Source organism: Duganella alba (assembly GCF_009674495.1).
Lineage (GTDB): Bacteria > Pseudomonadota > Gammaproteobacteria > Burkholderiales > Burkholderiaceae_D > Rugamonas > Rugamonas alba.
In genome coordinates, this window is sequence record NZ_WKJN01000004.1 from 285,229 (window position 1) to 310,172 (window position 24,944).

The following is a 24,944-nucleotide window of genomic DNA, read 5'->3' on the forward strand; positions in this document are numbered from 1 at the left end:
CCGCGCACGCAACTGCGCTGCATCAAGCGTGCAGCGGGAACTCATCGTGCCATGCAGACACAAGCAGTGACATTTTCCCTACGTAAAAATAATCCGTTTCCTATCCGAACCAAGCCATTTGATCCAAGTCAAAACCTATTCATTCATCACGAAAATGAGGGAACTTTTTATGTTCAAACCACTTCACTTCCATGCGACGCTGTTGAGTTCCACCCTGCTGGCTGCCTGTGGCGGCGGCAATGGCACGGAGCCGGCGGCCACACCAACCGATCAACTGGCGGCCGCGGTCGTCACAGGTCAGGAGAACACTGCCATGGAAGCCACCACCCCGCCCGTCACCACGCTGGCCGCCGCCACGGCCGCCACGCCCAACCTGGCCTTGTACAAACAGGTCACCGTCTCGTCGTCGGAAAGCAGCGCCACCGGCGGCGCCTATGCGGTCGACGGCCAGGACGGCACCCGCTGGAGCTCGCAGTTCAGCGACGCCCAATGGCTCACGGTCGACCTCGGCGCGGCCACCACCGTCAACCATGTCACGCTGCAATGGGAAACGGCTTACGCCAAATCCTTCACCGTGCAGACGTCCACCGACAACGTCAACTGGAAGACGGTGTACAGCAACGCCAACGGCGGCGGCGGCACCGAGGAAGCCCGCTTCACCGCCACCAGCGCGCGCTGGGTGCGCATGAACGGCGTCAAGCGCGCCACGGCGTGGGGCTATTCCCTCTATGAATTCAAGGTCTTCAACGACAGCGGCAGCACGCCGTCCAATCCGCTGCCGACCGACGCCATCTTTGCGCCGGGCAGCTTCTGGTACAAGGAGATTCCGAAAAGCGTGACACTGCACGCCAACTCGGCCGGCTTCACCGCGGACTTCCGGCGCCAGATCAGCGCGTATTACGGCAACGTCACCATCAACACCACCGCCTACGCCAGCCCGGTGTTCCAGCCGGCGGCCGGCATCAGCAACGTCAAGGTCACGCAGTGGGATTGCCAGCACAAGGGCTATCTCGATTCCAGCCTGGCGCAGCAGTGGAGCGCGGTGCCGATTCCGTCGAACGCCACGCCGTCCGACGGCACCGACGGCGAGATGACCATCTACCAGCCGTCCAGCAATACGCTGTGGGAATTCTGGCAGACGCGCAAGGTCAACGGCCAGTGGCAGGCCTGCTGGGGCGGCCGCATGACGAATGTTTCGGCCAGCAGCGGCATCTGGCCGCAAGGCTACGGCACCACCGCCACCGGCCTGCCCTTCATCGGCGGCCAGATCACGGCCGAGGAACTGCGGCGCGGCGAGATCCGCCACGTGATCGGCATCGCGCTGGTGGACCTGGAACGAGCCGGCGTGGTCTCGTGGCCGGCCAACCGCTCGGACGGCTACAATCCGGGCAACGCGGCCAACCGCATTCCGGAAGGTTCGCGCTTCCGCCTCGATCCCAACCTCAATGTCGACAGCCTGAACCTGCATCCGGTGGCGCGCACCATCGCCAGGGCCGCGCAGAAGTACGGCTTTGTGGTGTGGGACAAGGCCGGCGCGATTTCGCTGCGGGTGCAGAATCCGAAGTCGTACACGGCGCTGGGCCAGCCCGATCCATATGCCGCGCTGTTCAACGGCACGCCGAACTACGCCATCCTCAACGGCTTCCCGTGGGATAAGCTGCAGTTCCTGCCGAAGGACTACGGCAAGCCGTAAGCCTTAGCGCAGCCGCGGCAGCCAGCGCGCCAGCGCCGACATCAGCAACAGCAGCAGCGCGAACGGCAGGCCGTGCACCAGATAGCGCACCGCCAGCCGGCGCGGCTCCTGCCACAGCCGGCAGGCCCACTCCAGGCCCGCGCGCTGGGCCCAGCGCGGCGCGCGGCGCAGCCGTCCCGCCAGCAGGCTGAAGCTGATGCCGACGCCGATCCACCACATCTGCGGAAAGTCCGGATACAAGGCGCCGATCAACTGATCCTGCTTGGGGCAGCCCAGCGCCACGTAGACGATCGCCGGCTGCGCCGCCTGCAGCGCGTCGCGCAGCGCCGGCATGTGCGCCGGATCGCGCTCGAAGCCGGGCGGCGGATACCAGGTGCCGGCCACGCGCAGGCCGGGACACTGGCTGCGCAGGCGCTGCGCGGCCTGCTCGGCGGTGCCGCTGTCGCCGCCGATCAGGAACACCGGATGCGCATGGCGGGCGGCGCGCGCACTGAGCGTCAGGATCAGGTCGGAACCGGAGACGCGCTGCGGCAGCGGCAGGCCGCGCAGCACGCTGGCCCACACCAGCGGCATGCCGTCCGCCACGAACAGGCTGGCCGGCCGCACCAGCTCGCGGAAACCGCGGTCCAGAACATGGCGCCGCAGGATATCCAGATTGGCGGTGACGATCCAGCCGCCGCGCCGCGCGGCCAGTGAAGTCATCACCATCTCGATGCAGCCTGCCTCGTCCACGCGGGCCAGCGGCATCCTGAACAAATCGACTGTGTCGTGCAGTTTTATCATGGTCCCTCCTCGCATCTACCGCCACGTTAAGCCGACCGTTTGCCGCGCGGTTGATCGGCGCCAATGCGGCTCGGGGAACCAATTAAAACGATTTATACGGTTTATTCCGCTTTCCGGAATGCATGCGTGAACGGTATGCGCTGCGTCAAACAAAGCGTTTGACGCGCGGCATAAGATGGTCCATCGCCAGCCACCGGAGAACGCCATGCCTGCCTCGTGTGTTGATATCGGCGTGCTGCCATGACGGTGGCCGCCAGCGTGCGCTGGATCGGCCTGACACAGGCCGTGCGCTTCGCCTCGCAGATGCTGAGTCTGATCGTGCTGGCGCGCCTGCTGCCGGCCGACGCCTACGGCCTGATGGCGATGGCGATGACGGTCACCAACCTCGCCTTCCTGTTCCGCGACCTCGGCACCATGGTGGCCATCATCCAGCGTCCGCATCTGTCGGAGTCGCTGAAGAGTTCCCTGTACTGGCTGAACCTCGGCCTGGCGCTGCTGCTGGCCGTGCTGCTGGCCGCGCTGGCGCTGCCGCTGGCGGCGGCCTATTACGAGGCGCGGCTGGCCGCCCTGCTGGCGGTGTTGGCGCTGGTGTTTCCCTTGTCGGGACTGGCCGCCGTCCAGCAGGCGCTGCTGGAACGTGCGTCGCGCTTCCGCCTGCTGGCGCGCATCGAGACGGTGAGCGCGCTGGGCGGCGTGGCCGTCGCGCTGACCGCTGCCGCCTACGGCGTCGGCGTCTGGAGCCTGGTGCTGCAGATGCTGGCGGCGACCGGCCTGGCGTCGCTGCAGCTGCTGCGCGCCTCGCCGTGGCGGCCGCGGCGCCGCTGCACCTGGCGCGCGCTGCGGCAGGTGCTGGACTTCAGCGGCCACTTCGCCGCCTTCCAGATGCTGAACTACGTGCAGCGCAATGCCGACAGCATGCTGATCGGCCGGCTGCTTGGCCCCATGCTGCTGGGCGTGTACGCGATGGCGTTCAAGGTGGTGCTGTTCCCCTTGCAGCACATCAGCAACGTCGCCTCGCGCGCGCTGCTGCCGGCGATGAGCCGCTGCCAGCACGATCCCGGGCGGCTGGCGGAAATGTATTTACGCGCCAGCGGCATGATGGCGCTGCTGACCGCGCCGCTGATGACCGGCCTGTATGCGCTGCGTGAACCGTTCGTGCTGTTGATGCTGGGGCCGGCCTGGAGCGCGGTCGGCACGCTGGTGCCGTGGCTGGCCGCGCTGGGGCTGATCCAAGCGCAGGCGACCATCCCCGCTTCGGTGTTGCTGGCCCGGGGCCGCGCGCGCGGCATGCTGGGACTGGGATTGTTCGGCGCCGCCTTGCAGCTGGCCGGTTTTGCGGTGGCGCTGCGCTGGGGCCTGTCCGGCATGGCGGCCGCCTATTGCCTCAGCAGCCTGCTGGCGCTGCTGCCGCTGACCCGCTGCGCGCTGGACGGACTGCCGCTGCGCCTGGGCGCGCTGCTGGCCGAAGTCGGCAAGCCGCTGGCCGCCGCGCTGGTGATGCTGGTGGCGGTGATGGCGCTGCACCAGCGCCTGGCGGCGCGCGGGGCCGGCATGGCCGCCGCCTTCTGGCTGTGCGTGGCGGCCGGCGCGCTGGTTTACCTCGGCATGCTGCTGGCGATGCGCGTGCGCCAGCTGGACGGGCTGCTGGCGTTGCGGGGAGCGCGGCCGTGAGCGCCGCCGTCTCGGTCATCATCCCGGTCTACAACGGCGCCGGGCTGGTCGCGCAGGCCATCGACAGCGCGCTGGGCCAGAGCATGGCGCCGCTGGAAGTGATCGTGGTCGACGACGGCTCCACCGACGACACCGCCGCCGTGCTGGCGGAGTATGGCGGCCGCATCCGCCGCCTGCGCATTGCGCATGGCGGTGTGTCGCGCGCGCGCAATGCCGGCATGGCGGCCAGCCGCGGCGACCTGCTGGCCTTCCTCGACGCCGACGACATCTGGCATCCGCACAAGCTGGCGCGGCAGGCGGCGGCGCTCAGCGTCTGGCCGCAGGCGGGCCTGTGCTGCTGCGACTATCTGGTGCTGCACCGCCAGCACGGCCACCTGGTCAGCCACTTCGCCGGCGCGCTGCCGCTGGCGGGACTGTCGCTGGAGCAGCCGCTGCTGCGCGCGCCGCTGGCGGCGCTGGTGCGCTGCAACTTCATCGGTACCGCCTCCAACGTCATGCTGCGCGCCGCCGTGGCGCGCCAGGCCGGCCGCTTCGATCCGCAGCTGCGCCAGGCCGAGGACTACGACTACTGGCTGCACTGCGCCCTGCACACGCGCTTTCTGCTGCTGTCCGCGCCGCTGGTGGAAAAGCGCAGCCACGACGCCAACCTCACCGCCCACGCGCTGGAAACCGCACAATGCCATGAAGCGGTGCTGGTGAACTGGCAGCGGGGCGGATCGCTGCCGCGCGACGCGGCGGCGCTGCTGCCGCAGGCGTTGAGCCAGGTGCGTTACCGCATCGCCCGCCAGTACGCGCTGCGCGGGCAGGCGGACAACGCGCTGCGCTACTGCGCGCGCGGCTGGCGCAGCGAACGTTCCGCCGGCAATCTGCGCCGCGCCGGCCGCACGCTGGCGCGCTGCCTGCTGCATCTGGCGGCGGCCCGGCAGCACGCCAGCTGAGTTGACGGCCATGGCGCGCATCGACATCCTGCTGCCCGTCCGCAACGGCCTGCCGTATCTGGGCGCGGCGATCGACAGCATCCGCCGCCAGAGCGTGCGCGACTGGCGGCTGCTGATCCTCGACCACGGCTCCACCGACGGCAGCCTGGAAATCGCCGAACGCCACGCCGCCGCCGACCGCCGCATCGAAGTGCACGACGGCGCCTACACCAGCGGCCTGGCCGAGCTGCTGAACTTCGGCCTGTCGCGCTGCGACGGCCGCTACGTGATGCGCCACGACGCCGACGACATCTGCCTGCCGGACCGCATGGCGCAGACGCTGGCCGGCTTCGCCCAGCATCCCGGCATGGCGGTGATCAGCGGCCAGGCCGAACTGATCGATGCCGACGACGGCGTGATCGGCGCGCTGCGGCTGCCGGTCGGCACCACGCGGCTCAGTGCGGCCAGCCTGTTCCGCAATCCGATCTCGCATCCGGCGCTGACCATGGACCGCGCCGTGATCGGCCGCCTGGGCGCGCATTACGGCGGCGATTTCATCGGCGTGCTGGACCAGGACGACTGCCCGCACATCGACGGCCTGGCCGAGGATTACCTGATGTTCGGCCAGTTGGCCCTGCTCGGCCTGTGCGTCAACCTGGGCCGGCCGCTGATACGCTACCGCTGGCATGCGGCCAATGTCAGCAGCAGGCGCGCGCGCGAGCAGATGCTGCTGTCGCTGGAAATCTCGCGTTTTCTGGCGCGCGCCTTCTGCCGCATGCACGAGGTGCCGCCGTTCGATCCGGCGCCCTTCTGCAACCATGGCGGCCAGCTGGTCGAACTGGCGCACGCAACCGACTTCGATGCGGCGTTCGACAGCATGGCCGCGTCGCTGCGGCGCGCGCTGGGCGCGTCGGCGCAGCTCGAGCGCGAACTGCATTACCGGCACACGCTGGCATACCGCAGCGCGCCGGCCATGCTGTGGCGCTACGCGCGCTTCCGCCGCCGCTATCCGGCCGAGACCGGCGAGTGGCTGACCCTGCGCTCGTGGCTGCTGCGGCGCTGGCCCGGCCGCGCCCTGATGCGGGTGGCCTGAATGACCGGCATGCCCTTGCCCGTCGCGGCCGGCACGGTGCGCCAGCCCATGTGGGCGGTGCGGCTGTGCGCGGCGTTGCTGCTGGTGCGCGCCAGCTGCGATCCGCTGCTGGAGGCGCTGCGCGACGAGGGCGGCGGCATGGGGCCGGGAGCGTTGTTGAACGCCCTGCTGTTGCTGGCTGCCTTGCGGCTGGCCCTGCTGCGCCCGCATCCGCTGGCGGCGCTGGTGCTGCCGATGTGGGCGCCGTTTCTGCTGGCGGGACTGGCGTCGGCGGTCATCGCGCCGGACGTGGCCGGAGCGATGCGGCTGGCGCTGGTGCAGGCGTCCTACTGTGCGGCATTCGCCTTGCCGTTCTGGCTGATCCGCGGCCAGGCGGACCGGCTGCGCTGGCTGCGGCTGTTGCTGCTGTCCTCCCTGCTCCCCGCCTGCTGGGGGCTGGCGGAATTCGCGCTTGGCCGGGATGCCCAGGGTGACGGCCTGTACCGGTTGCAGGGCACCTTCAGCCATCCGAATATCTTTGCGTTCTACCTGCTGCTGATGATCGCGCTGTCGCTGTACCTGCTGCGTGTGGCGTCGCCTTCGCCGGCGACGCGGCGGCTGATGTGGGCGTACCTGCTGGTTCTGCTGATGCTGCTGCTGTTGACGCGCACGCGCAGCGCCTGGGCCGGCTGCCTGCTGCTGTTCGTGGTCTACGGCCTGCTGGCCGAGCGGCGCTTCCTCGTGTATGCGCTGGCGGCGCCGGCGCTCCTGCTGCTCAACGACGACGTCCGCGCGCGGCTGGCCGATATCGCCGCCGGCGCCTATGACGACCAGGGACAGCTCAATTCCTACGCCTGGCGCGTCCTGCTCTGGCGCGCGGGCCTGCGCTGGATGGACGGCATGCATTGGCTGTACGGCTATGGCCTGGAATCGTTCCGCTTTTACTCGCCGCAGTTTTTCCCGCTGCCGGGACAGGACAGCTGGGACCCGCACAACGTCTACATCCAGCTGTATTTCGAGACCGGCGCGGCCGGGCTGGCGGCGTATGGCTGGCTGTTCCTGCGGCTGCTGCCACGGCTGTGGCGTGCCGCGCCCAGCTGGCCGGCAGCGGTGATCGCGCTGGCGATGGCGCTGGCGTATCTGCTGACGTCGTGGTCCGACAACATGTTGTACTACCTGTCGTTCAACTGGTATTTCTGGTTTTTCATCGGCAGCGCCGCCGTGAGGGAGGCTTGATGCTGGCTTACCTGATCAATCAATATCCCAAGGCCAGCCACAGTTTCATCCGGCGCGAGATCCGCGAGCTGGAGCGGCAAGGCTGGCAGGTGCGGCGCATCGCCCTGCGCGCCAGCGGCGAATCGCTGCCGGATGCGGCGGATCGCGAAGAGCAGCAGCGTACCAGCCACGTGCTGGGCGGCGGCGTGCGTACCGCGCTGCGCCTGGCGCGCGGCGTGGCCGCGCTGCTGGTGCGGCAGCCGCTGCGCTTCCAGCGAGCCGCGCGCCAGGCGCTGCGCATGAGCCGCCGGGCGCTCCGTCCCTGGCCCTACCATCTGGCGTATCTTGCGGAGGCCTGCGTGGTGGCGCGCCTGCTGCATCGCTGCGGCGCACGGCATCTGCACGCGCACTTCGGCACCAATGCGGCGGAAGTGGCGCTGCTGGCGGCGACGCTGGCAAACATTCCGTACAGCTTTACCGTGCACGGTCCGGAGGAATTCGACCACGCGGCCGGCCTGAAGCTGCGCGAAAAAATCCGGTGCGCGGCGTTTGTCGTCGCCATCAGCGAATTTGGCCGCAGCCAGCTCTACCGGCACCTGCCGCATGCGGAATGGCCCAAGGTGCGGGTGGTGCGCTGCGGGCTGCATGCGGGCTACGGCGCCGGTCCACCCGCTCCGCCGCCGCCATCACCGCGGCTGGTGTGCGTCGGCAGGCTGTGCGAGCAAAAAGGACAGCTGCTGCTGCTGGATGCGCTTGCCCGCCTGCGTACCGCCGGCGTTGCCCTGCAACTGGTGCTGGCCGGCGACGGCGAGATGCGCGATGCGCTGCAAGCGCAGGCCGCGCGCCTCGGCCTGCGGGACGTGGTCCGCATCACCGGCTGGCTGAGCGGCGCGCAGGTCAGGCAGGAAATCCTGAACGCCCGCGCGCTGGTGCTGCCGAGCTTTGCCGAAGGTCTGCCGGTGGCGCTGATGGAAGCCATGGCGCTCGGCCGGCCGGTCATCAGCACCTACGTGGCCGGCATCCCGGAACTGGTGCAGCCAGGCCGCAACGGCTGGCTGGTGCCGCCCGGCGACCTCGACGCCTTGACGCAGGCATTGCGCGACCTGCTTGCCACGCCGCTGGCCGACCTGTCGCGCATGGGAGAACACGGCCGGCGGGACGTCCGGCGCCGCCACAGCCTGGAGCGCGAAGTAACCGGCTTGGGCCGCCACTTCCAGGCATCCATGCAAGCGGCTGGCCAAGGCCAGGTTGCCGCGCCATCAACGCGCGACACCGCAGCGGGACAACCTGGGGGAATGCCTTGATATCCGCACTTCTGCACTTGCCGTTACTGCTGTTGGCCCTGCCCACGCTGCTGCTCTGCGCCCAGCTTCTGGCGGCGCTGCCGCACCGCCGTGCGGCCCACCCGTCGCCATGGCCATCGCGTCCGCCACTTGCCGTGCTGGTGCCGGCGCACAACGAGGCGGCCGGCATCACCGTGACACTGGCCGCCATCCAGCGCCAGTTGACGCCGGCCGACCAACTGCTGGTCGTGGCCGACAATTGCGACGACCACACCGCCGCTGTCGCCGCGGCCAGCGCCACCGTGATCGAACGCAGGGCACCGCAACTGCGCGGCAAAGCCCACGCCCTCGCCTTCGGCCTGCAATGGCTGGCGCAACATCCACCCGCCATCGTCATCTGCATCGACGCCGACTGCGCACTCGACCAGCATGCGCTGGACTGGCTGGCGCATCGCTGCGCAAGCAGCGGGCGGCCCGCGCAAGCCCGCTACCTGATGCACAGCCCGGTGCCCGCCACACCGCAACACCTGATCGCGGAATTCGCCTGGCGGCTGAAAAACTGCCTGCGCGCGCTGGGCCGCGAACGGCTCGGCATGGCCTGCCAGCTCACCGGCAGCGGCATGGCCTTGCCCTGGTCCGCGCTGCAAAACATCGTCCTGGAAAACCACCTGGCCGAAGACCTGGCCCTCGGCCTCGCGCTCGCGGCGCAAGGACACGCCCCGCTGTACTGCCACGAAGCCGTCCTCCACAGCACCTTCGCCAGCAACGCCGAAGGCGCTGGCGCGCAACGCACGCGCTGGGAACACGGCCACCTCCACCTGCTACGCCACCACGCGCCGCGTCACCTGCTCGACGCGCTGCGGCGCCGTAACTGGCGCCACGCCTCACTGGCGCTCGACCTGTGCGTACCGCCCCTGAGCCTGCTGATCATGCTGGTCGCACTGGCCACCGCCATTCCCCTGCTTGCATGGCTGATCAAGCCGTGGCTGCTCCTGCCCTGCGCAATGCTGGCCGTCACCCTGCTCGCCACGTGGGCAGTCCACGGCCGCGACCTGCTGCCGCTGCGCCGTCTCGGCGGCGTGGTCACCTACATCCTCGCCAAGATCCCGCTCTACCTGCGCCGCCGCCAGCGCGACTGGATCGCCACCAAACGCGACTAAAGCCGCGCGCCGGTCACGCGCTCGTAAGCGCTGCCAAACCACCGTGTCGACAACGTCATGGCCCGCTCATACGGCGCCAGCCGCACCCGCCCGGAACGCGGCGCGGCCGGCTGCGGCGGCAAGGTATCGTCCAGCGTCAACAGCAACTCCGGATAATTCAAGCCGGCCCGCTCCGCATACAGCAACGACGCCCAAAACCTCGGATTCAACTCCAGGATGAAATAACTGTCGCGCGCCGGGTCATAGCGCAAATCCAGATGGCCGACGCCGCTGTAATCGCAAACCGCGACAAACCGCTTTACATACTCGCGCACCCGCACGCTGGGATAGAACGTCCGCTCGCCGCGCCGCGTATGGCGGAACACCGAACACGCCGCCACCTGCCCGCGCTGCGCCAGAAACGACGCGCCCACATCCCACCCCGGCACATGCGACTGCGCGATCAACGGAAAGCCCGCCGTCAACCGTCCATGCGCCAGGGTCCGCGCCAGCGACTCGCGCGTGCGGTGCACCTGAAATCCGACACTGGCCCAGCGATCCAGCGGCTTGCTAACGATTGGATAGACCAATTGATTCGCCAGCAACTGCGCCGCATCATCCACCCGCACGCTGTCCGGCGCCGGCAGACCGCTCGCCGCCAGCAGCCGTGTCAAGTTCCACTTGTCGTTCAAGGTCGTCATGGTGGACGCCTGCGGCACCGCGCAAGCCGGCACGCCTTCGCTCGCCGCGCCCCGCGCCAGCAGCAAGGCCGTGTCGTAATCCGCGCCGATCACCTTGTCGATGCCGGCGCTGCCGCACAGCTCGCGCACCTGCGCCAGCGCCGACGTGTCGAGCTGCGCGCCGTTGCGCCGCAAGCCGTGCCAGCGCACGTAACGGTGGCAATCGCCGGTCCACATGAGCGGCGCGCGCGCATGCCAGGCCAGCACCAGCGGCGCATGGCCGGCGCGCCGCAGGCAGCGCACCACCGACCACGTCAGCGATGGCACCACGCCCAGCACCAATACCGAAGGATGAGCAGCGGCCATGGCGTTCTCCTTGCCAAAAAACCTCCAGCGTAGCCGCGCACCGCATACGCCACTAGAGCGCCATCAAACGTGCGCCTGCGCGCACTTGAGCGAGCATAAACGCCGCCCACCGTTGTCCTGCCTAGAATAAATGTCCATCGCGCCTGTGAAGGAGATTCCATGGAACCGGCCTCAGACATTATTCAATGCCACAGCTACAGCGGTTATATTCCCGATTACACCGAGCGCGAACTGGCGCGCCTGCACGCCGGCCGCTATTCGTCCCTGCCGCATTTTGAAATTTACGGCCTGGCCGACCAGGCCAGCACCTACATCGCCAGCCGCGGCGAGCAGCCGACCACGCTGTTGCTCTACCGCCGCAACGGCGCCATCGTGCGCGTGCTCAACGAGGGCATTCCGATCAGCGTGGACGAAGCCCGCCGCTTTGCAGACCACATCTTCCGGCAAGACAATTTTTCCGGCGCGATATTGTTTCGCGCTGTGGACATGCCGGCCACGCCGCCCGATGTGCGCATACAACGCGTCCCCTGCGAGCAGGACAGCGTGCTGCCATTGCCCGCCAGCCAGGGCGCCTATCTCAACAGCCTGGGGGCCGGCACGCGCTCGCTGGTCAAGAACCGGTTGAACAAGATCAGGCGCGAGCATCCCGGCTTCGAGTTCCGCATTGCCGAGCGCGGCCAGGTCGATCCGCAACACGTGCACGCCATCCTCGCCCTGCACCGCCAGCGCGCCCACAGCGGCGTCTGGCGCAAGGCCATTCATCTTGATAGTGACGAGGAGTCGCGCGTGATGCAAATGGTGGCGCGCTGCGGCATGGTTGGCGTGGCGCTCGTCGACGGCCGCTGCATCGGCGGTTCGATCTGCTACCGCAACGGCGACGTGGTCAGCGCACGCTTCCTGGCGCACGACCCGGCCTATGATTTATACCGTCTGGGATTTTTGTGCGCGTGGCTGATGTGCAACGCCTGCGCAGGCCGAAGTGACATACAGCAATTTAACTTCGGCTGGGGAAAGGAACCGTACAAGGCCCATCTGGGTGGACAGGTGCGCACACTGAGCGATGTGGCGATTTACCGCAGCAAGGGACACCGGCTGCGCATGGCGCCGCTGAGTGTGGGACTGACATTGCGCGGCTGGCAATTCCAGCTGCGCAAGCTGGCGCAACGGTTCAGGAAGTGAACTTGAGGCAGCGCGAACCTTCTTCGATCAGGCGCTCGTCACGCGAACGCAGCCGGCCCGGATTGCGCCGATGTTCCGGCTCGGAAACAACGCGCTTGATCACGCTTTCCAGCACGCCTCGATGACTGAGGTACTCCGCCGCGCTCTCCGGTCCCAGCCGGTCGGCCCGCTCGATGCCGGCCTCCACCACCTCGGACGATTGATAGTCTGGGCGGAAAGTTTGCTTGGTAGACATCGCTGACTCCTGAATATGGATAAAATCCAATTCTCGGATTCTACAGCAGCTTCCGCCGTGCGGTAACGTACCCCCGTGGTGCGGCTGCAACTACGGCGCCGGCACACCTTGCGGCGCCTTGCCGTCGTGCGGAATCAGCCAGCCACCGTCGCTGAGCCAGTCCGCCAGACGATCCGGCCAGTGCACGTCCGACAAGCGCTCGGAACGCTGCCCCATGTTGAAGGCGTGATCGGTATCCGCGTACAGATGCAGCTCGGCCGACACGCCGGCGCCGTTGAGTTGCTGGTACAACGCCAGCGCCGGCGGCATGCAGCACTTGTCGCTGGAGCCGGCCACGATGAACGCCGGCGGCGCATTCTGCACCGCCTTGGCCGGCACGCCGAGCGGCCCTGGATACACCAGCACCTGGAAGTCCGGCCGCGCGCTCTGTTTGTCGATCGCATCGGGTTTGGACGGCGGCGCCGGTTCGGGATTGTCGGCCACCAGCGAGACCAGTTCGCCACCAGCAGAGAAGCCCATCACGCCCAGTCGATGCGGATCGACGCCATACTCCGCCGCATGCGCACGCACCCAGCGCACGGCGCGGCGCAGATCGGCCGCGGCATCGGTGTCGATACCGTAGCTGGAACCCTGGTCGCGCGCCAGCCGGTACTTCAGCACGAAGGCCGTGACGCCCACGCGGTTGAGCGACCTGGCCGCCACCATGCCCTCGTTCTGCCACACCAGCATGCGATGCCCGCCACCGGGCACGATGACGACCGCCGCACCGTTGGCATGGCGCGGATTGGCGCGCACCACCGTCAGCGAAGGATCGTGGATATTGCTGACGTAAGTGTTCTCCACTTTCTCCGGCTCGTTGTGACGCCTCTCCGCACCAGGCGCGCCGTCGGGCCACAGCGGTTGTTGCTGCGCGCCGGCGTGGGCGCAGAGGGCCAGCAGTACGAGGACAAGTTTATTGCGCATGAAGTTCTCCCGCTGCGTACAGCGCATGATGAGTAAGGATGAACAGCGTGCGGCCATCGGCGCCGCCGAAGATCAGTTGCAGCGGCCGCTCCGGCACGTCGATACGGCCGATCTCCCGGCCGTCCGGCGCGTAGACGAAGACCTGGCCGTTGGCGACGTAGACATTGCCGTTGCGGTCCAGCGCCGCGCTCTCGCCGCCGCGATTGGCCGCCAGCTTGAGGTCCGTGATGCCGCCGCCGGCGCCGATCACGCCGCTGAAGGTGCGGTTCTCCGAGCCGTTGGTGAACAGCACGCGACCGTTGGCGCCGGCCGACACCAGGCCGTGCGTGTCCAGCGTATCCGAGAAGCGGTAACCCAGGTGGTCGTTCGGTCCCTGCTTGAAGACGCGGTACGCCGGCAGCACCAGGCTGCCGTCCGGCGACACGTATTCGCGCTGCTTCGGCTGCGCGACATCGCGGGCGAACATCTCGGCCAGCGTGGTGAATTCATAGGTGTCGAAGTTGAGCTGATCGCGGAACTCGCCGTTCTGCCAGAAGTTGACCGGCACCACGACACGCGCGCCAGCATGGGTTTGCACCGGCGTCGGCTTGATGATGGTGACCGGTCCGGCCGGCTGGGCGGGATCGAAGGAATACACCGTGCCCTCCGGTCCGAACGAAGAAATCACCATCAGCGCGCCGCTCTTGTCGATCGCCAGATTGACCGGGTCCAGCGGCGCATCGCGCACCACGGCGAGGCCGCGCTCCTTGCTCCAGCGGTAGATGCGGTTGAAACGGCGGTCGACGAAATACAGTTGGCCCTTGCTGTCCACCGCCGCGCCGGCGATGGAATAAAAGCCATCTTCCAGCTTGTCGACCTTGCCGCCGGCCGGCGCGGCGCGCGGCGTATCGGTCCCGATGTCCAGCATCGCAAATTCATGCTCGCGCACTTCCTGCTTGCTCGTCACGTCCTGCAACGTGTTCTCGAACGCGTATTTGCTGGCGCGCAGATAGGTGCCGCAGCCGTTGTCGTCGCAGGTCGCAAAGCCGCTCTCCGCGTTCACATGCACGTTGCGGAAGCGGATATTGGCCGAGTTGCTCATCTTAACCGCCGACACGGCCGGCTTGATCGAGCGCGTCACGCGGTAGGCATGGTAGTTGGCGAAGGTAATGTTGCGCGAGTTGCGGATCTCCAGCGACACCGCATCCATCCCGTCACGTACCTCCTGCTCCGTTTGCGGCGCCAGGAATTCCCAGTTTTCCACGTTATCCAGCACGATCTCGGCGCGGACGTGGTGTTCGGCCGACAGCTCATACACCCTGCCCGGCGTCCGGGTGTTGGAGACGTAGAAGCCCGCCTGCGCAAAGGTGCTCGGCGACCAGCAGGCCACGAACGTGCCACCGCCGCCATCCGTCACCCAGATGCTCGGATACTGGCGGTCCCAGTGCTGGATCGGATCGAAGCTGGCGGTTTTCTGATACGGGTCGCGGCGCTTGCCGTCGTACAGCCGCGTGCCGTGACCGCCCTGGATGCGGATATCGTCCACCAGCGACTCGGCGCCGGCGCGCCATAGCAGCGCCGTGGCGCGCGGGTTCACTTCGCCGGTCGCCAGGCCGAAGCCGGAGACGATCGCATCGCCGCCCTTCGCGCTTTCCAGCAGCGCCTTCGGACCGTCGGCGCCGGCGTAGGCGGCCGAACCGTTCGGCAGCACCAGTTGCGTGACGCCGGGATGCAGGCCAACCAGCACCGTGTCAGGCTTCATGCGTATCGTGTCCTGCACCATGTAGAAGCCCTGCGGCAGATACACCACACGGCTGCTGTCGATCGCCTTCTGCACCGCCGCCGTGTCGTCGCTCACGCCGTCGCCCACCGCGCCGAAACTGCGCACGCTGGCCCACTCCCTGGTCGACGGCAGCGTGCGCATCACCGGCGCCCGCGCGGCCGGCAAGGTCTTCAGCGCGGCGCCTTTCACGTTGGTGGCGAACTTGCCCACGCTGCCGAGGCCCGGCAGCATCAGGCCGTAATTGAATTCGCTGATCTGGTAGGACGCGCCGTAGCCGGCCACCGTCTTGCCGTTGTCGCGGAAGCGCGCGAACACCGGCACGTTCCTGGCCAGCGCATTGTCGAAGCCAATCTGCGTGTAGACGTTGTCCTCGTTGCTGATGATGACCGCTGCTTTCGACACGTTCTCGAAGCGCACGTCCTTGCCCCACAACCAGTCGCCGTAGCCGCGATCGATCTCGATGCCGACCGGCGTATTGCGGATGGTGGTGTTAATCAGCGTCAGCCCGGCCTCGTGGCCGCGTATCGCCGCATCGCGCTGGCCGTCGAAGGTGGAGTCCATCAGCGTGTACTGCCAGGCCGGCGAGGTCTTCTCGGTCAGGATGCCGTAACGGCCGCCGTAGAACTTCAGGTCGAAGCTCTCGTTGCCCACCATGTAGACGCCGGCAAGACCGGAGCCGATGTGGAAGTCCATATGGCTCAGGTACGAGTGTTGCGCCGTCCGCAGCCGCACCGCCGCAGCGGCGGGATTGCCGTCGCCGATCTCGAAGTCCACATTGCTCATCGCCGAATAAAAGGTGGCGGAATTCGCGTCGCGCACATTCTCGCTGTACGGCACCGCGCTTTTCACCGGCACCGGCACCTTGCCCACGGTGTACTGGTCGCCGCCGGTGAACACCACCATATTCGCCACGCCTTGCTGGAAGCCCGGCGTTTTGTCGGCCAGCACCAGCACCGGCCGCGTCGGTCCGACGCCGTACAACCGCACCGCCAGCGGCACCAGCAGCGAACGGGTGATGCGATAACGGCCGGACGGCAGGAACACCACGCCGCCCTCGCCTTTGTTCGACGCCGCGTTCAGCGCCTCCTGTATCGCCGCGCTGTCGTCGCTGCGGCCGTCGCCGGCCGCCTTCACCTTCACCGCGCGCGGATCGTCCGGCATGGTCTGGTAAGCGGACATGGAGGCGGCATGCGCGAGCAGAGGCACGGCCAATGCTGCGGCCGCGAGCACGTTCAAGATTGGTTTCATCTGTTTATCCTAAAAAGGCAGAGAGAATCAGCACGAAAATGAGTCCGAATACGCCAACCAGCGTCTCCATCAGCGTCCACGAACGGAAGGTGTCTTTCAGCGACAATCCGAAGTACTCCTTGAACATCCAGAAGCCGGAGTCGTTGACGTGACTGCACATCAAGCTGCCGGCGCCGATCGCCAGCACCATCAGCGACGGATCGACGCCGGATGCCTGCGCCACCGGCGCGACGATGCCGGCCGCCGTCAGCCCGGCAACCGTGGCGGAGCCGAGGCAGATGCGTATCAATGTCGCCACCAGCCAGCCCAGCACCAGCGGCGGCACCGGCAGCGCGCCGAGCTGCGTGCCCAGTTGCGCGCTGACGCCGGAATCGACCAGCACCTGCTTGAGCGCACCAGCGCCAGCGATCACCAGCAGGATCGGCGCGATATCACGCATGGCGTCCTGGGCGCCGGACATCAGCACCGTCAGCTTCCGCCCGCGCGCCACACCCAGCGTGCAGACCGCCACCAGCAGCGCGATCAGCATCACGATCATCGGATTGGCAAGGAAGGCCACCGTCGATTTCAACGCCGGATCGGCAATCGGCAGCGCCGCGGCGGCGGTGGTGGCGGCCAGCAGCCACACCGGCAGCAGCGCGGTGGCGAAGCTGTTGAACACACCCGGCAGCTCGGCCTCGTCGCGCAGGCCGGTGCGGAACATCGGCGCCGGTTCGGCCTGGACGCGCTTGAGCGTCATGGCGAACACCGGCCCGGCGATGATCAGCGTCGGCACCGCGACGATCAGGCCATATAGCAGCGTGCGGCCCATATCGGCATGGAACTGCGCCACCAGGGCCGTCGGCGATGGATGCGGCGGCAGGAAGCCATGCGCGATCGACAGCCCGGCCAGCAGCGGAATCGCCAGCGCCACCGCCGGCCGGCCGCTCTGGTACACCAGCGAGAACACCAGCGGCACCAGCAGCACGAAGCCGACGTTGTAATACAGCGGTATGCCGGCCACGAAACCGGTCAGCGTCAGCGCCACCGGCATGCGCGCGGAGCCGAACACGCCGATCAGATAGCTGGCGATGCGCTGCGCCGCGCCGCTGTCGGCAATCAGCTTGCCGAACACCGCGCCCAGGCAGACGATCACGATCAAGGATCCAAGCAGGTCGCCGATGCCCTTGTCGATGGAACGCGGAATGCTCTCCACCGGCATGCCAAGCAGCAGCGCGGCGGCCAGCGCCGCCGCCACGAAGGCCAGCAACGGCTGCACCTTGCCCCAGGCGATCAGCAGCGTGAGCAGGCCGACCGACAGGGCCACGGCAATCAGCGCCCAGGCGGCCGGCGTCACTCCGAGGAGCGTGGCCAGGGGACTGGCCACGACCAACGCGCTCATAGAGGCCATCGCTTAGAAGTTGTAGCGCACACCAGCGCGGTACACGCGGCCGATCACATCGTACAGCGCCGGGTTGATGCCGTAGCTCAGGTTGACCTGCGGCGCCGCCACCGGATCGACGTTGCCGATGTTGTCCACCTTGAAGAAGGCGGTGGTCTTGTCGGCGATCTTCCAGGTGCCGCCCAGGTCCACGTAGAAGGCGCCCTTCATGTGGTTGTTGGCGATGGTCGGGTGGGTGATGGTCGATACCGGGCAATTGGTCTGGCACTCGATAAACTCGTTGCTGTACTTGCCGCTGCTGATCCAGCGCTGGGTCAGCGTCAGGCTGAATTTATCGTTTTCCCACGATTGCGAGGCCAGGCCTTTCCAGCGCGGCGTGTTGCCCAGGTTATTGCCGGCGCCTTCCGATGGAATGGTGCCCACCACGCCAGGATCGGTCAGGAAGCTGATGTTGCGGGTGACCAGCGCGCGCACCGTGAAGCGGCCCGGCAGGTTCCAGTCCTTCAGGTTCATGCGGTAGGCGCCTTCCAGGTCGTAGCCCTTGCTGCGCAGCGAAGCCAGGTTGAATGCCTGCACCGTCACGTAGTTATTGGTCGATACCGGATTATTCAGCGACATGGCGCCGCAGATTTCCTGGTTGCCGGCCACGCACAGGTCCACTTCCTGCTGCGCCGTCAGCGACGAGATCACGCCATCGACCTTGATGTCGAAGTAGTCCAGCGACGCGCTGAAGCCCGGCGCCCACGACGGACGATCCAGCACGATGCCGAAGATATTGTTGCGCGCGATTTCCGGACGCAGATTGGTGTTGCCCACGGTGCGCTGCTGCACGGTGACGGTGTTGCCCTGGTACTGCACCACGTTGTTGACCACCACCGCCGCCGCATACAGCTCGCTCAGATTCGGCGCGCGCACGTCCTTGGAGGTCACGGCGCGCAGGCGCAGGCCGTCGATGCCGGTCTTCCAGGTGGCGCCCAGTTTCCAGCTTTCCACGTGGCCGGAAGTGCTGTACTTGGTGTGGCGGTCGGCCATGTTGACGCTGGCCTCGCCCCAGCCGTCGGACTTCAGCACCGGCACGTTGAGCTCCACGTAGGCTTCCTTGACGTTGTAGGTGCCGGAGGCGTTGTGGTAGTTACCCGCGTACCAGTTGTTGCCGACGGTGGAGTTGAGCAGCGGATCGGCCGGATAGTTGGCGTCATACGGCGTGTCGCCGGTAGCGCCGTTGCCGTATGGGTCGCCGCTGACGCGATAGCTCTCGCGGCGCCACTCGGCGCCGGCCGCCACGGCGATCGGGCCGGCCCACGATTCGAACGCTTCGCCGCTCAGGTTGAAGCTGCCCACGTCCTGCTGCTGGCGGGTGTGCTGCTGTGGACCGTAGCCCGGCGCCACATACGCCCACGTCGCCGCGCTCACCGGCACATCGCCGATGACGTTGAGCGGCACGCAGCCGGAGGCGCGCGCCACCGTGCTGCGGCAGGCGATGCTGCCGTCGGGCAGGCGCACCGCGTCGATGGCGGCGGTGTAGCGCGAGTTCAGCGTCATGTCGTGGACGATGATGTCGGTGAAGTTGACGCCGCGTTCCACATAGGCGTCATACGACCAGTCCTTGCCCATGACCGGGAAGTGGCCGTCGGCGCCGAGGACCAGGCGCTGCATCTTGCGGGTCGGATGAACGTTGATATTCTCCGGGAATTCCGCATTGGCGGTGCCGTACTGGAAGCTGGTGATGTTATTCGTCGCGCACGCCGCCGCAATCGACGCCGGCAGATACGGGTTGTCGCACTGGATGGTCAGGTTGGCGTTCTTGGCCGCGCCGGGATTCGGCGAGAACACCGACTTCACCTTGCCGTAGTTGGCGCTGAAGTAGATTTCATGGTCCGGATTGATATCGAAGCCCACGCGGGTATAGAACACCTGGCGCGTCAGGTCCATCGCCAGGTTGGTGCCGGCGCCGACGCTGCCGCTCAAGTCGCCGCCCACGCAGAACGGGTTGACGCAGCCGGTCACCGCGCCGGTGCCGGTCGGCACGCCGCCGGAGCCGTAGTTGAACTGGTACGGCTGGCCGTTGGGACCGAACGCCGTGCCTTGCAATGGGCCGCTGGTGATCAGGCCGTACTTGGCGTACTGGTACTGCTGCGCGTGTTCGATGACGGTGTACTGCGGCTTGCCGTCGGTGGTCGCGCTCAATGGCCGCACCTGGTAGGCCGGATTCTTGTACCAGGTGCGGCCGTTCGGACCGACCTCGCCGAAGCCGGGCGAATCGATGCCCTTCTCGCGGCCGTACTCGGCGCTGGCCGTCACGTGCAGGCGGTCGTCCATGAAGGCCTTGCCCCATGCGGCTTGCAGCGTGCCGTTCTTGTCGTCGCTGTAGGTGGTCTGGCCGCCTTCGACGTTGGCCTTGAAGCCTTCGAACTTTTTATCGGTGATGAAGTTGACCACGCCGCCGATGGCGTCCGAACCGTAGGACGCCGAGGCGCCGCCGGTCACCACGTCCACGCGCTTGACCAGCAGCTGCGGGAACTGGCTGACGTCCGTCACGCCGGTGACGTTGGCGCCCACCACGCGCTGGCCGTCGAGCAGCGTCAGCGTGCGGATCGGACCGAGGCCGCGCAGGCTCAGGGAGCTCAGGCCCTGGATGCCGCTGCTGGTGCTGTTGGTGCTGGTGGTGCGGCCGGTGCTGCCCTGCAGCGCCGGCAGCTCGGCGATGGCGTTGAACAGATTGGGCTTGGCGTTCTTGGCCAGGTCGTCGGCGCTCAGGGTGGTGGTCGGCGTCGGCTGCGAGAAGCCGCGCGCCGAAATGCGCGAGCCGGACACGGTCACCACGTTGTCCACCTTGACCTCCGGTTCCGGCGTGGCCGCTTCCGGCGCCGCCTGCACCGGGTCGGCGGCCGGCGGCGTGGCCTGCTGCGCGTGGGCGACGGCGAGCCAGCTGCACGCGCTGGCCACGGCCAGGCGCATGATGGTGTTGCGGGTAGTTTGAGTAGTCATGTGAGTCTCCATATAGTTTTTTTGTGTTGTCTTTGCTGCGGTGCTGATTTGCTGCTTTGCTGCTTTGGCTTCAGGCCCTGATCTGCGTCACCAGTTCGTCGGGCGGTATTTCGATATTCAGCGTCAGGCCTGCTTCGTCGGCCTGCAGCGGTTCCAGGTCGCGGAACTGGCTGTCGAGCAGGGAGGTCGGCATGTAGTGGTCGACGCGCGCCTGTATGCGCGCCGCGATCAGCGCCTTCGGCCCATTCAGGTGCGCGAAACGCAGCGCCGGGTCGCCCTGCCGCAGCAGGTCGCGGTAGCGCCGTTTCAGCGCCGAGCAGGAAATCACCAGGCCGGCGTCGCGCTGCCGGGCGTCGCGGATCTGCGCCTGCAGCGTCAGCAGCCAGCCGGCGCGGTCTTCGTCGTTGAGCGCGATGCCGGCCGACATCTTGTCGACATTCGCCTGCGGGTGAAACTGGTCGCCCTCGACAAAGGGCACGCCGTTCGCGGCCGCCAGCGCCCGGCCCACCGTGCTCTTGCCGCAGCCGCTGACGCCCATCACCACCCAACGGATACTCTGCATCCACATCTCCAAGGTTAGATAGCGCTAACATCAGCATTCTGCGAAGAAAAGAGCCGCATGGCAGCAACTATCAATCAGGCACAGGGGAATACTGACGGGCGCTAAGTTAGCGTTATCATTTGCATCAACTTTAGCTTACCGTAGAAATTTGTAAAGAATTATTCATACTGCATCGCACAACAAACGTCGCAACGCCGCAACGTCCGGCGCTGTCGGCGGCGCCGGCCTAGCGCCGCCGCGCCAGCGAGGCCGAGGCGTAGACGCCGGAGCGCGCGCGCAGCATCGGGTCGTCGGTGGCGGTGATGCCGGCCGGCAACCGGGTCGGCACGAAGGTCATGGCGTCGCAACTGTTGTCGGCCAGGGCGCTGATCAGCAGCACGCCGAGCGGCACCCGCGCGCTCCCCTGCCACGGCATGCTGGGATCGTCCAGCGGATCGGCCGGCGCCGGCAGCTGCGCATGCAGCTGGAAGCGGATCGGCCCCTGCAGCAGGCGCTCGTCCATCTCATGTTCGAGGAAGGCGTGCGGCAGCTCCCGCTCCTGCGCCGCGCTCAGATAGCATGTGCCGGCCGCCGGCTCGGCGACAATGCGCGCCGGCCGCGCCACGCCGTCGGCGCCGGTGAACAGGAAGGCGTGGGTCGAATAGTACGGCGTGGTCGCATACGAGGCCGGCGCCGCGTGCGCCGCCAGCAGCGCCGGCAGCCGCAGCGTGTCCGGGTGGCGCAGCTGGTGCGCGGCGATGCGCTGCGGATCGGCGGCGCCGGTGCGCGGATCGGGCGCATGCGCTTCCAGGTAGCTCAGGTAGGAAACCGGGGTGGCGGCAAAAAAGATCGGCTCGGACACCAGCACCAGGTCATACGCCCCATGCAGGCTGTGCAGCCGCAGCGCCATGCCGCGCAGGTTGCGCGTCTTTTCCGAGGCCTCCGGGTCGCCGCCGCCCACCGAGAAGCGCATGGTGGCCGGCAGCGGGCCGTCGCCCAGCAGCGGACTGGCCGCGAAGCGCGCAATGTCGGCATGCGGCGCGAAGTGGCCGACCGCGCAATAGCCGCGCGCGTGGCTGGCGCGCTGGCCGGCGCGCGCGCCCAGCCGGGTCAGGGCGTCGAGCAGCGGCGGCGGGCCGGAGAAAGTGCTCATCGCGCCATGCGCCCACTCACCCTACAATTCCCAGGTTTCCAGCAGCCCGCGCTGCAGGCAGATGGTGACCGCGTGGGTGCGGTCGTTGGCGTCGAGCTTGCTCATCAGCGTGCGCATATAGCTTTTGACGGTTTCCTCGCTGATGCCCAGCTTGTCGCCGATGGCGCGGTTGGACAGGCCGCCGGCCACATTGCGCAGCACGTCGAGCTCGCGCACGCTGAGGCGGTCGCGGTCGAAGAAGATCTGCCCGCCCAGCAGCTCGGACGGCCACACCTCGCGTCCGCGGTGCACCGTGCGTATGCTGTCGAGCACATTCTCGGCCAGCATGCTCTTGAGCAGATAGCCGCTGGCGCCGGCCTTGTGCGCGGCCTGCACCAGCGCGCCGCCGGCATAGGTGCTGAGGGCGATCAGGCGCGCGCCCGGCTGGCGGCGGCGGATCGCCGCGATCGCCTCCAGGCCGCCCAGTCCCGGCATGCGCAGGTCCATCAGCGTGACGTCGGGCTTGACCACCTCATGGCGCGCCAGCGCCTCCTCGCCGCTTTCGGCTTCGGCCGCCAGCGCGATGTCCGGCGCCTTGGCCAGGATGGCCAGCAGCCCCTCGCGCAGCAGGGGGTGATCGTCGACGATCATGACGCGTATGGTGGGTGGAAAGTTCATGGCTATAATTCTACGCACTTTCACGCAAGCTGATATCCCCCGTTCTAGGGTAGTATGCTAGCCTTCCTGACAACACATTGATGCCCCCATGACCGTCCCCACCGCCCCGCTGGTCGCCGGCTGCCGGCCGCTGACCGGCAAGGATTATCGCACCCTGGCGCTGGCCGCCCTCGGCGGCGCGCTGGAGTTCTACGACTTCATCATCTTTGTCTTTTTCGCCAACGCCATCGGCCAGCTGTTCTTTCCGCCGGCGCTGCCGGACTGGCTGCGCACGCTGCAAACCTTCGGCATCTTCGCCGCCGGCTACGTGGTGCGGCCGCTGGGCGGCATCGTCATGGCGCACTTCGGCGACCTGCTGGGCCGCAAGCGCATGTTCACCCTGTCGATCCTGCTGATGTCGCTGCCGACGCTGGCCATCGGCCTGCTGCCGACCTACGCCGACATCGGCCTGGCCGCGCCGCTGCTGCTGCTGGCGATGCGCGTGCTGCAAGGGGCGGCGGTCGGCGGCGAAGTCCCGGGGGCCTGGGTCTTCGTCTCCGAGCATGTGCCGGCGCACCACACCGGCTACGCCTGCGGCGTGCTGACCGCCGGCCTGACCGTCGGCATCCTGCTCGGCTCCCTGGTGGCCACCGCCCTCAACACGCTGTGGCAGCCGGCCCAGGTGCTGGCCGGCGCCTGGCGCTGGCCGTTCCTGCTGGGCGGCGTGTTCGGCCTGGCCGCGATGGTGCTGCGCCGCTGGCTGCACGAAACGCCTGTGTTTGCCGAGCTGGCGCAGCGCAAGGCGCTGGCGGCCGAGATGCCGCTCAAGTCGGTGCTGCGCAGCCACCGCGCGGCGGTCGCCGTGTCGATGCTGCTGACCTGGATGCTGTCGGCCGGCATCGTGGTGGTGATCCTGATGACGCCCGCGCTGCTGCAGAAGATCTATCACATCGACGCCCGCACCACCTTGCAGGCCAACACCCTGGCCACCATCGGCCTGGCGCTGGGCTGCATCGTCTATGGCGTGCTGGCCGACCGCGCCGGCCCGCGGCCGGTGCTGTTCATCGGCGCGCTGCTGCTGGCCCTGTGCACCTACGGCTTTTACACCACGCTGCGCACGCAGCCGGCGCTGCTGCTGCCGCTGTACGGCCTGACCGGCTTCTTCGTCGGCGTGGTCGGCGCCGTACCGAGCGTGCTGGTGCAGGCCTTCCCGCCGCAGGTGCGGTTTTCCGGCCTGTCGTTTTCCTACAATGTGTCCTACGCCATCTTCGGCGGGCTGACGCCGGTGGCGGTCACGCTGATGCTCAAGAACGATCCGCTGGCGCCGGCCTGGTACGTGATCGCCGTGTGCGCGGTCGGCATGCTGACCGCGCTGTTCGTGCGCAAGGCGCCGGACTAGGCGGCCCGCCGCAGCGCCCGCGGCGTCGCCCCGCAGGCGCGCACGAAGGCGCGCCGCATCTGCTCCTCCTGCGCAAAGCCGGACTGGCGGGCGATGTAATTGAGCGTGTGGCGGGTATTCTCGATCAGTTCGCGCGCCGACTCCAGCCGCAGCGACTCCACCGCCTTGGCCGGCGACTGCCCGGTCTCCAGACGGAAGCGGCGCGAGAACTGGCGCGGGCTCAGGTTGGCGACGTCGGCCAACTCCTCCACCGACAGCGGCCGGCACAGGTGGTTGCGCGCATAGGCCAGCGCCTTCTGGATCGGGTCCGAACGCGGCGCCATCTCCAGCAGCGTGGACAGCTGCGCATGCTTGCTGGCGCGGCGGTGGTAGATCACCATCTGGCGCGCGATCTGCAGCACCAGCTCGGCGCCGTGGTCCTGCTCCACCATCGCCAGCGCCAGATCGATGCAGGCCGTCATGCCGGCCGAGGTCCAGTACTTGCCGTCGCGGATAAAGATCGACTCCGCCTCCACCCGCAACTGCGGAAAGCGCCGCTGCAGGTCGGCCGCGCGCGCCCAGTGCGTGGTGACGCGGCGGCCGTCGAGCAGGCCGGTGGCCGCCAGCAGCTCGGCGCCGGTGCAGATGCTGGCGGCGCGCC

Annotated in this window: 20 protein-coding genes; 9 read left to right on the top strand and 11 right to left on the bottom strand. The window is 67.8% G+C overall.

What is annotated here, in order from left to right; translation table 11 throughout:
* Positions 1–169: 169 nt before the first annotated feature.
* Positions 170–1,693 carry a discoidin domain-containing protein gene (locus GJ695_RS06050; RefSeq protein ID WP_166455285.1) on the top strand — a complete coding sequence of 508 codons (1,524 nt, stop codon included), beginning with the start codon at positions 170–172 and terminating at the stop codon, positions 1,691–1,693.
* 3 nt (positions 1,694–1,696) lie between these two features.
* On the opposite strand, the gene GJ695_RS06055 is transcribed toward GJ695_RS06050, so the two are convergent.
* Positions 1,697–2,476 (bottom strand): WecB/TagA/CpsF family glycosyltransferase, encoded by a 780-nt coding sequence (locus tag GJ695_RS06055; RefSeq protein WP_208023438.1) that lies wholly within the window; start codon positions 2,474–2,476, stop codon positions 1,697–1,699.
* Between the two features lie 240 nt (positions 2,477–2,716).
* On the opposite strand from GJ695_RS06055, the gene GJ695_RS06060 reads away from it, so the two are divergent.
* From GJ695_RS06060 to GJ695_RS06085, 6 genes are read left to right on the top strand one after another with little or no spacing between them, the layout of a single operon-like run.
* Complete coding sequence (locus GJ695_RS06060) at positions 2,717–4,147, top strand: lipopolysaccharide biosynthesis protein (protein ID WP_154362888.1); 1,431 nt, start codon at positions 2,717–2,719, stop codon at positions 4,145–4,147.
* Positions 4,144–5,085, top strand: coding sequence for a glycosyltransferase family 2 protein (locus tag GJ695_RS06065; protein ID WP_166455284.1), 942 nt, complete (start codon positions 4,144–4,146; stop codon positions 5,083–5,085). The genes GJ695_RS06060 and GJ695_RS06065 overlap by 4 nt, the downstream gene beginning before the upstream one ends.
* A gap of 10 nt (positions 5,086–5,095) precedes the next feature.
* Positions 5,096–6,157 carry a glycosyltransferase gene (locus tag GJ695_RS06070; protein WP_154362890.1) on the top strand — a complete coding sequence of 354 codons (1,062 nt, stop codon included), beginning with the start codon at positions 5,096–5,098 and terminating at the stop codon, positions 6,155–6,157.
* Between the two features lie 9 nt (positions 6,158–6,166).
* Positions 6,167–7,372, top strand: a complete 1,206-nt coding sequence (locus tag GJ695_RS06075; protein ID WP_166455283.1) for an O-antigen ligase family protein — start codon at positions 6,167–6,169, stop codon at positions 7,370–7,372.
* Entirely contained in the window at positions 7,372–8,655 is a 1,284-nt protein-coding gene (locus tag GJ695_RS06080; protein ID WP_229260586.1) for a glycosyltransferase family 4 protein, read from the top strand. The genes GJ695_RS06075 and GJ695_RS06080 overlap by 1 nt, the downstream gene beginning before the upstream one ends.
* The gene (locus GJ695_RS06085; protein WP_154362896.1) at positions 8,652–9,794 is read left to right on the top strand and encodes a glycosyltransferase family 2 protein; all 1,143 of its coding nucleotides are present in this window, start codon (positions 8,652–8,654) and stop codon (positions 9,792–9,794) included. The genes GJ695_RS06080 and GJ695_RS06085 overlap by 4 nt, the downstream gene beginning before the upstream one ends.
* Here GJ695_RS06085 and GJ695_RS06090 read toward each other — a convergent pair.
* Positions 9,791–10,819, bottom strand: a complete 1,029-nt coding sequence (locus GJ695_RS06090) for an ATP-grasp domain-containing protein (protein WP_154362897.1) — start codon at positions 10,817–10,819, stop codon at positions 9,791–9,793. The genes GJ695_RS06085 and GJ695_RS06090 overlap by 4 nt on opposite strands.
* A gap of 159 nt (positions 10,820–10,978) precedes the next feature.
* Between GJ695_RS06090 and GJ695_RS06095 the strand changes: the two genes are divergently transcribed.
* Positions 10,979–11,998: a GNAT family N-acetyltransferase gene (locus GJ695_RS06095; RefSeq protein ID WP_154362899.1), complete on the top strand. Its 1,020-nt coding sequence runs from the start codon at positions 10,979–10,981 to the stop codon at positions 11,996–11,998.
* On the opposite strand, the gene GJ695_RS06100 is transcribed toward GJ695_RS06095, so the two are convergent.
* The 8 genes from GJ695_RS06100 to GJ695_RS06135 form a co-directional block, all read right to left on the bottom strand.
* Positions 11,988–12,233, bottom strand: a complete 246-nt coding sequence (locus GJ695_RS06100) for a hypothetical protein (protein WP_154357117.1) — start codon at positions 12,231–12,233, stop codon at positions 11,988–11,990. The two genes, GJ695_RS06095 and GJ695_RS06100, sit on opposite strands and share 11 nt — an antisense overlap.
* A gap of 90 nt (positions 12,234–12,323) precedes the next feature.
* On the bottom strand, positions 12,324–13,196 hold the full coding sequence (locus tag GJ695_RS06105) for an alpha/beta hydrolase (RefSeq protein ID WP_154362901.1): 873 nt from the start codon (positions 13,194–13,196) through the stop codon (positions 12,324–12,326).
* Entirely contained in the window at positions 13,186–16,206 is a 3,021-nt protein-coding gene (locus GJ695_RS06110) for a glycosyl hydrolase family 28-related protein (protein ID WP_154362903.1), read from the bottom strand. The genes GJ695_RS06105 and GJ695_RS06110 overlap by 11 nt, the downstream gene beginning before the upstream one ends.
* A 4-nt stretch (positions 16,207–16,210) precedes the next feature.
* A complete protein-coding gene (locus GJ695_RS06115) occupies positions 16,211–17,587 on the bottom strand; it encodes a gluconate:H+ symporter (protein WP_154362905.1) in 1,377 nt (458 codons plus the stop codon).
* 12 nt (positions 17,588–17,599) lie between these two features.
* Positions 17,600–20,575 (bottom strand): TonB-dependent receptor plug domain-containing protein, encoded by a 2,976-nt coding sequence (locus GJ695_RS06120; protein ID WP_166455282.1) that lies wholly within the window; start codon positions 20,573–20,575, stop codon positions 17,600–17,602.
* A gap of 70 nt (positions 20,576–20,645) precedes the next feature.
* Positions 20,646–21,137, bottom strand: coding sequence for a gluconokinase (locus GJ695_RS06125; protein WP_229260585.1), 492 nt, complete (start codon positions 21,135–21,137; stop codon positions 20,646–20,648).
* A gap of 226 nt (positions 21,138–21,363) precedes the next feature.
* Positions 21,364–22,269 (bottom strand): catalase, encoded by a 906-nt coding sequence (locus tag GJ695_RS06130; RefSeq protein WP_154362907.1) that lies wholly within the window; start codon positions 22,267–22,269, stop codon positions 21,364–21,366.
* Between the two features lie 21 nt (positions 22,270–22,290).
* Positions 22,291–22,926 (bottom strand): response regulator transcription factor, encoded by a 636-nt coding sequence (locus GJ695_RS06135; RefSeq protein WP_154362909.1) that lies wholly within the window; start codon positions 22,924–22,926, stop codon positions 22,291–22,293.
* Positions 22,927–23,014: 88 nt separating this feature from the next.
* Between GJ695_RS06135 and GJ695_RS06140 the strand changes: the two genes are divergently transcribed.
* Complete coding sequence (locus GJ695_RS06140) at positions 23,015–24,304, top strand: MFS transporter (protein WP_154362911.1); 1,290 nt, start codon at positions 23,015–23,017, stop codon at positions 24,302–24,304.
* On the opposite strand, the gene GJ695_RS06145 is transcribed toward GJ695_RS06140, so the two are convergent.
* A partial coding sequence (locus GJ695_RS06145) for a GlxA family transcriptional regulator (RefSeq protein ID WP_154362912.1) occupies positions 24,301–24,944 on the bottom strand: 644 nt, incomplete at its 5' end. The two genes, GJ695_RS06140 and GJ695_RS06145, sit on opposite strands and share 4 nt — an antisense overlap.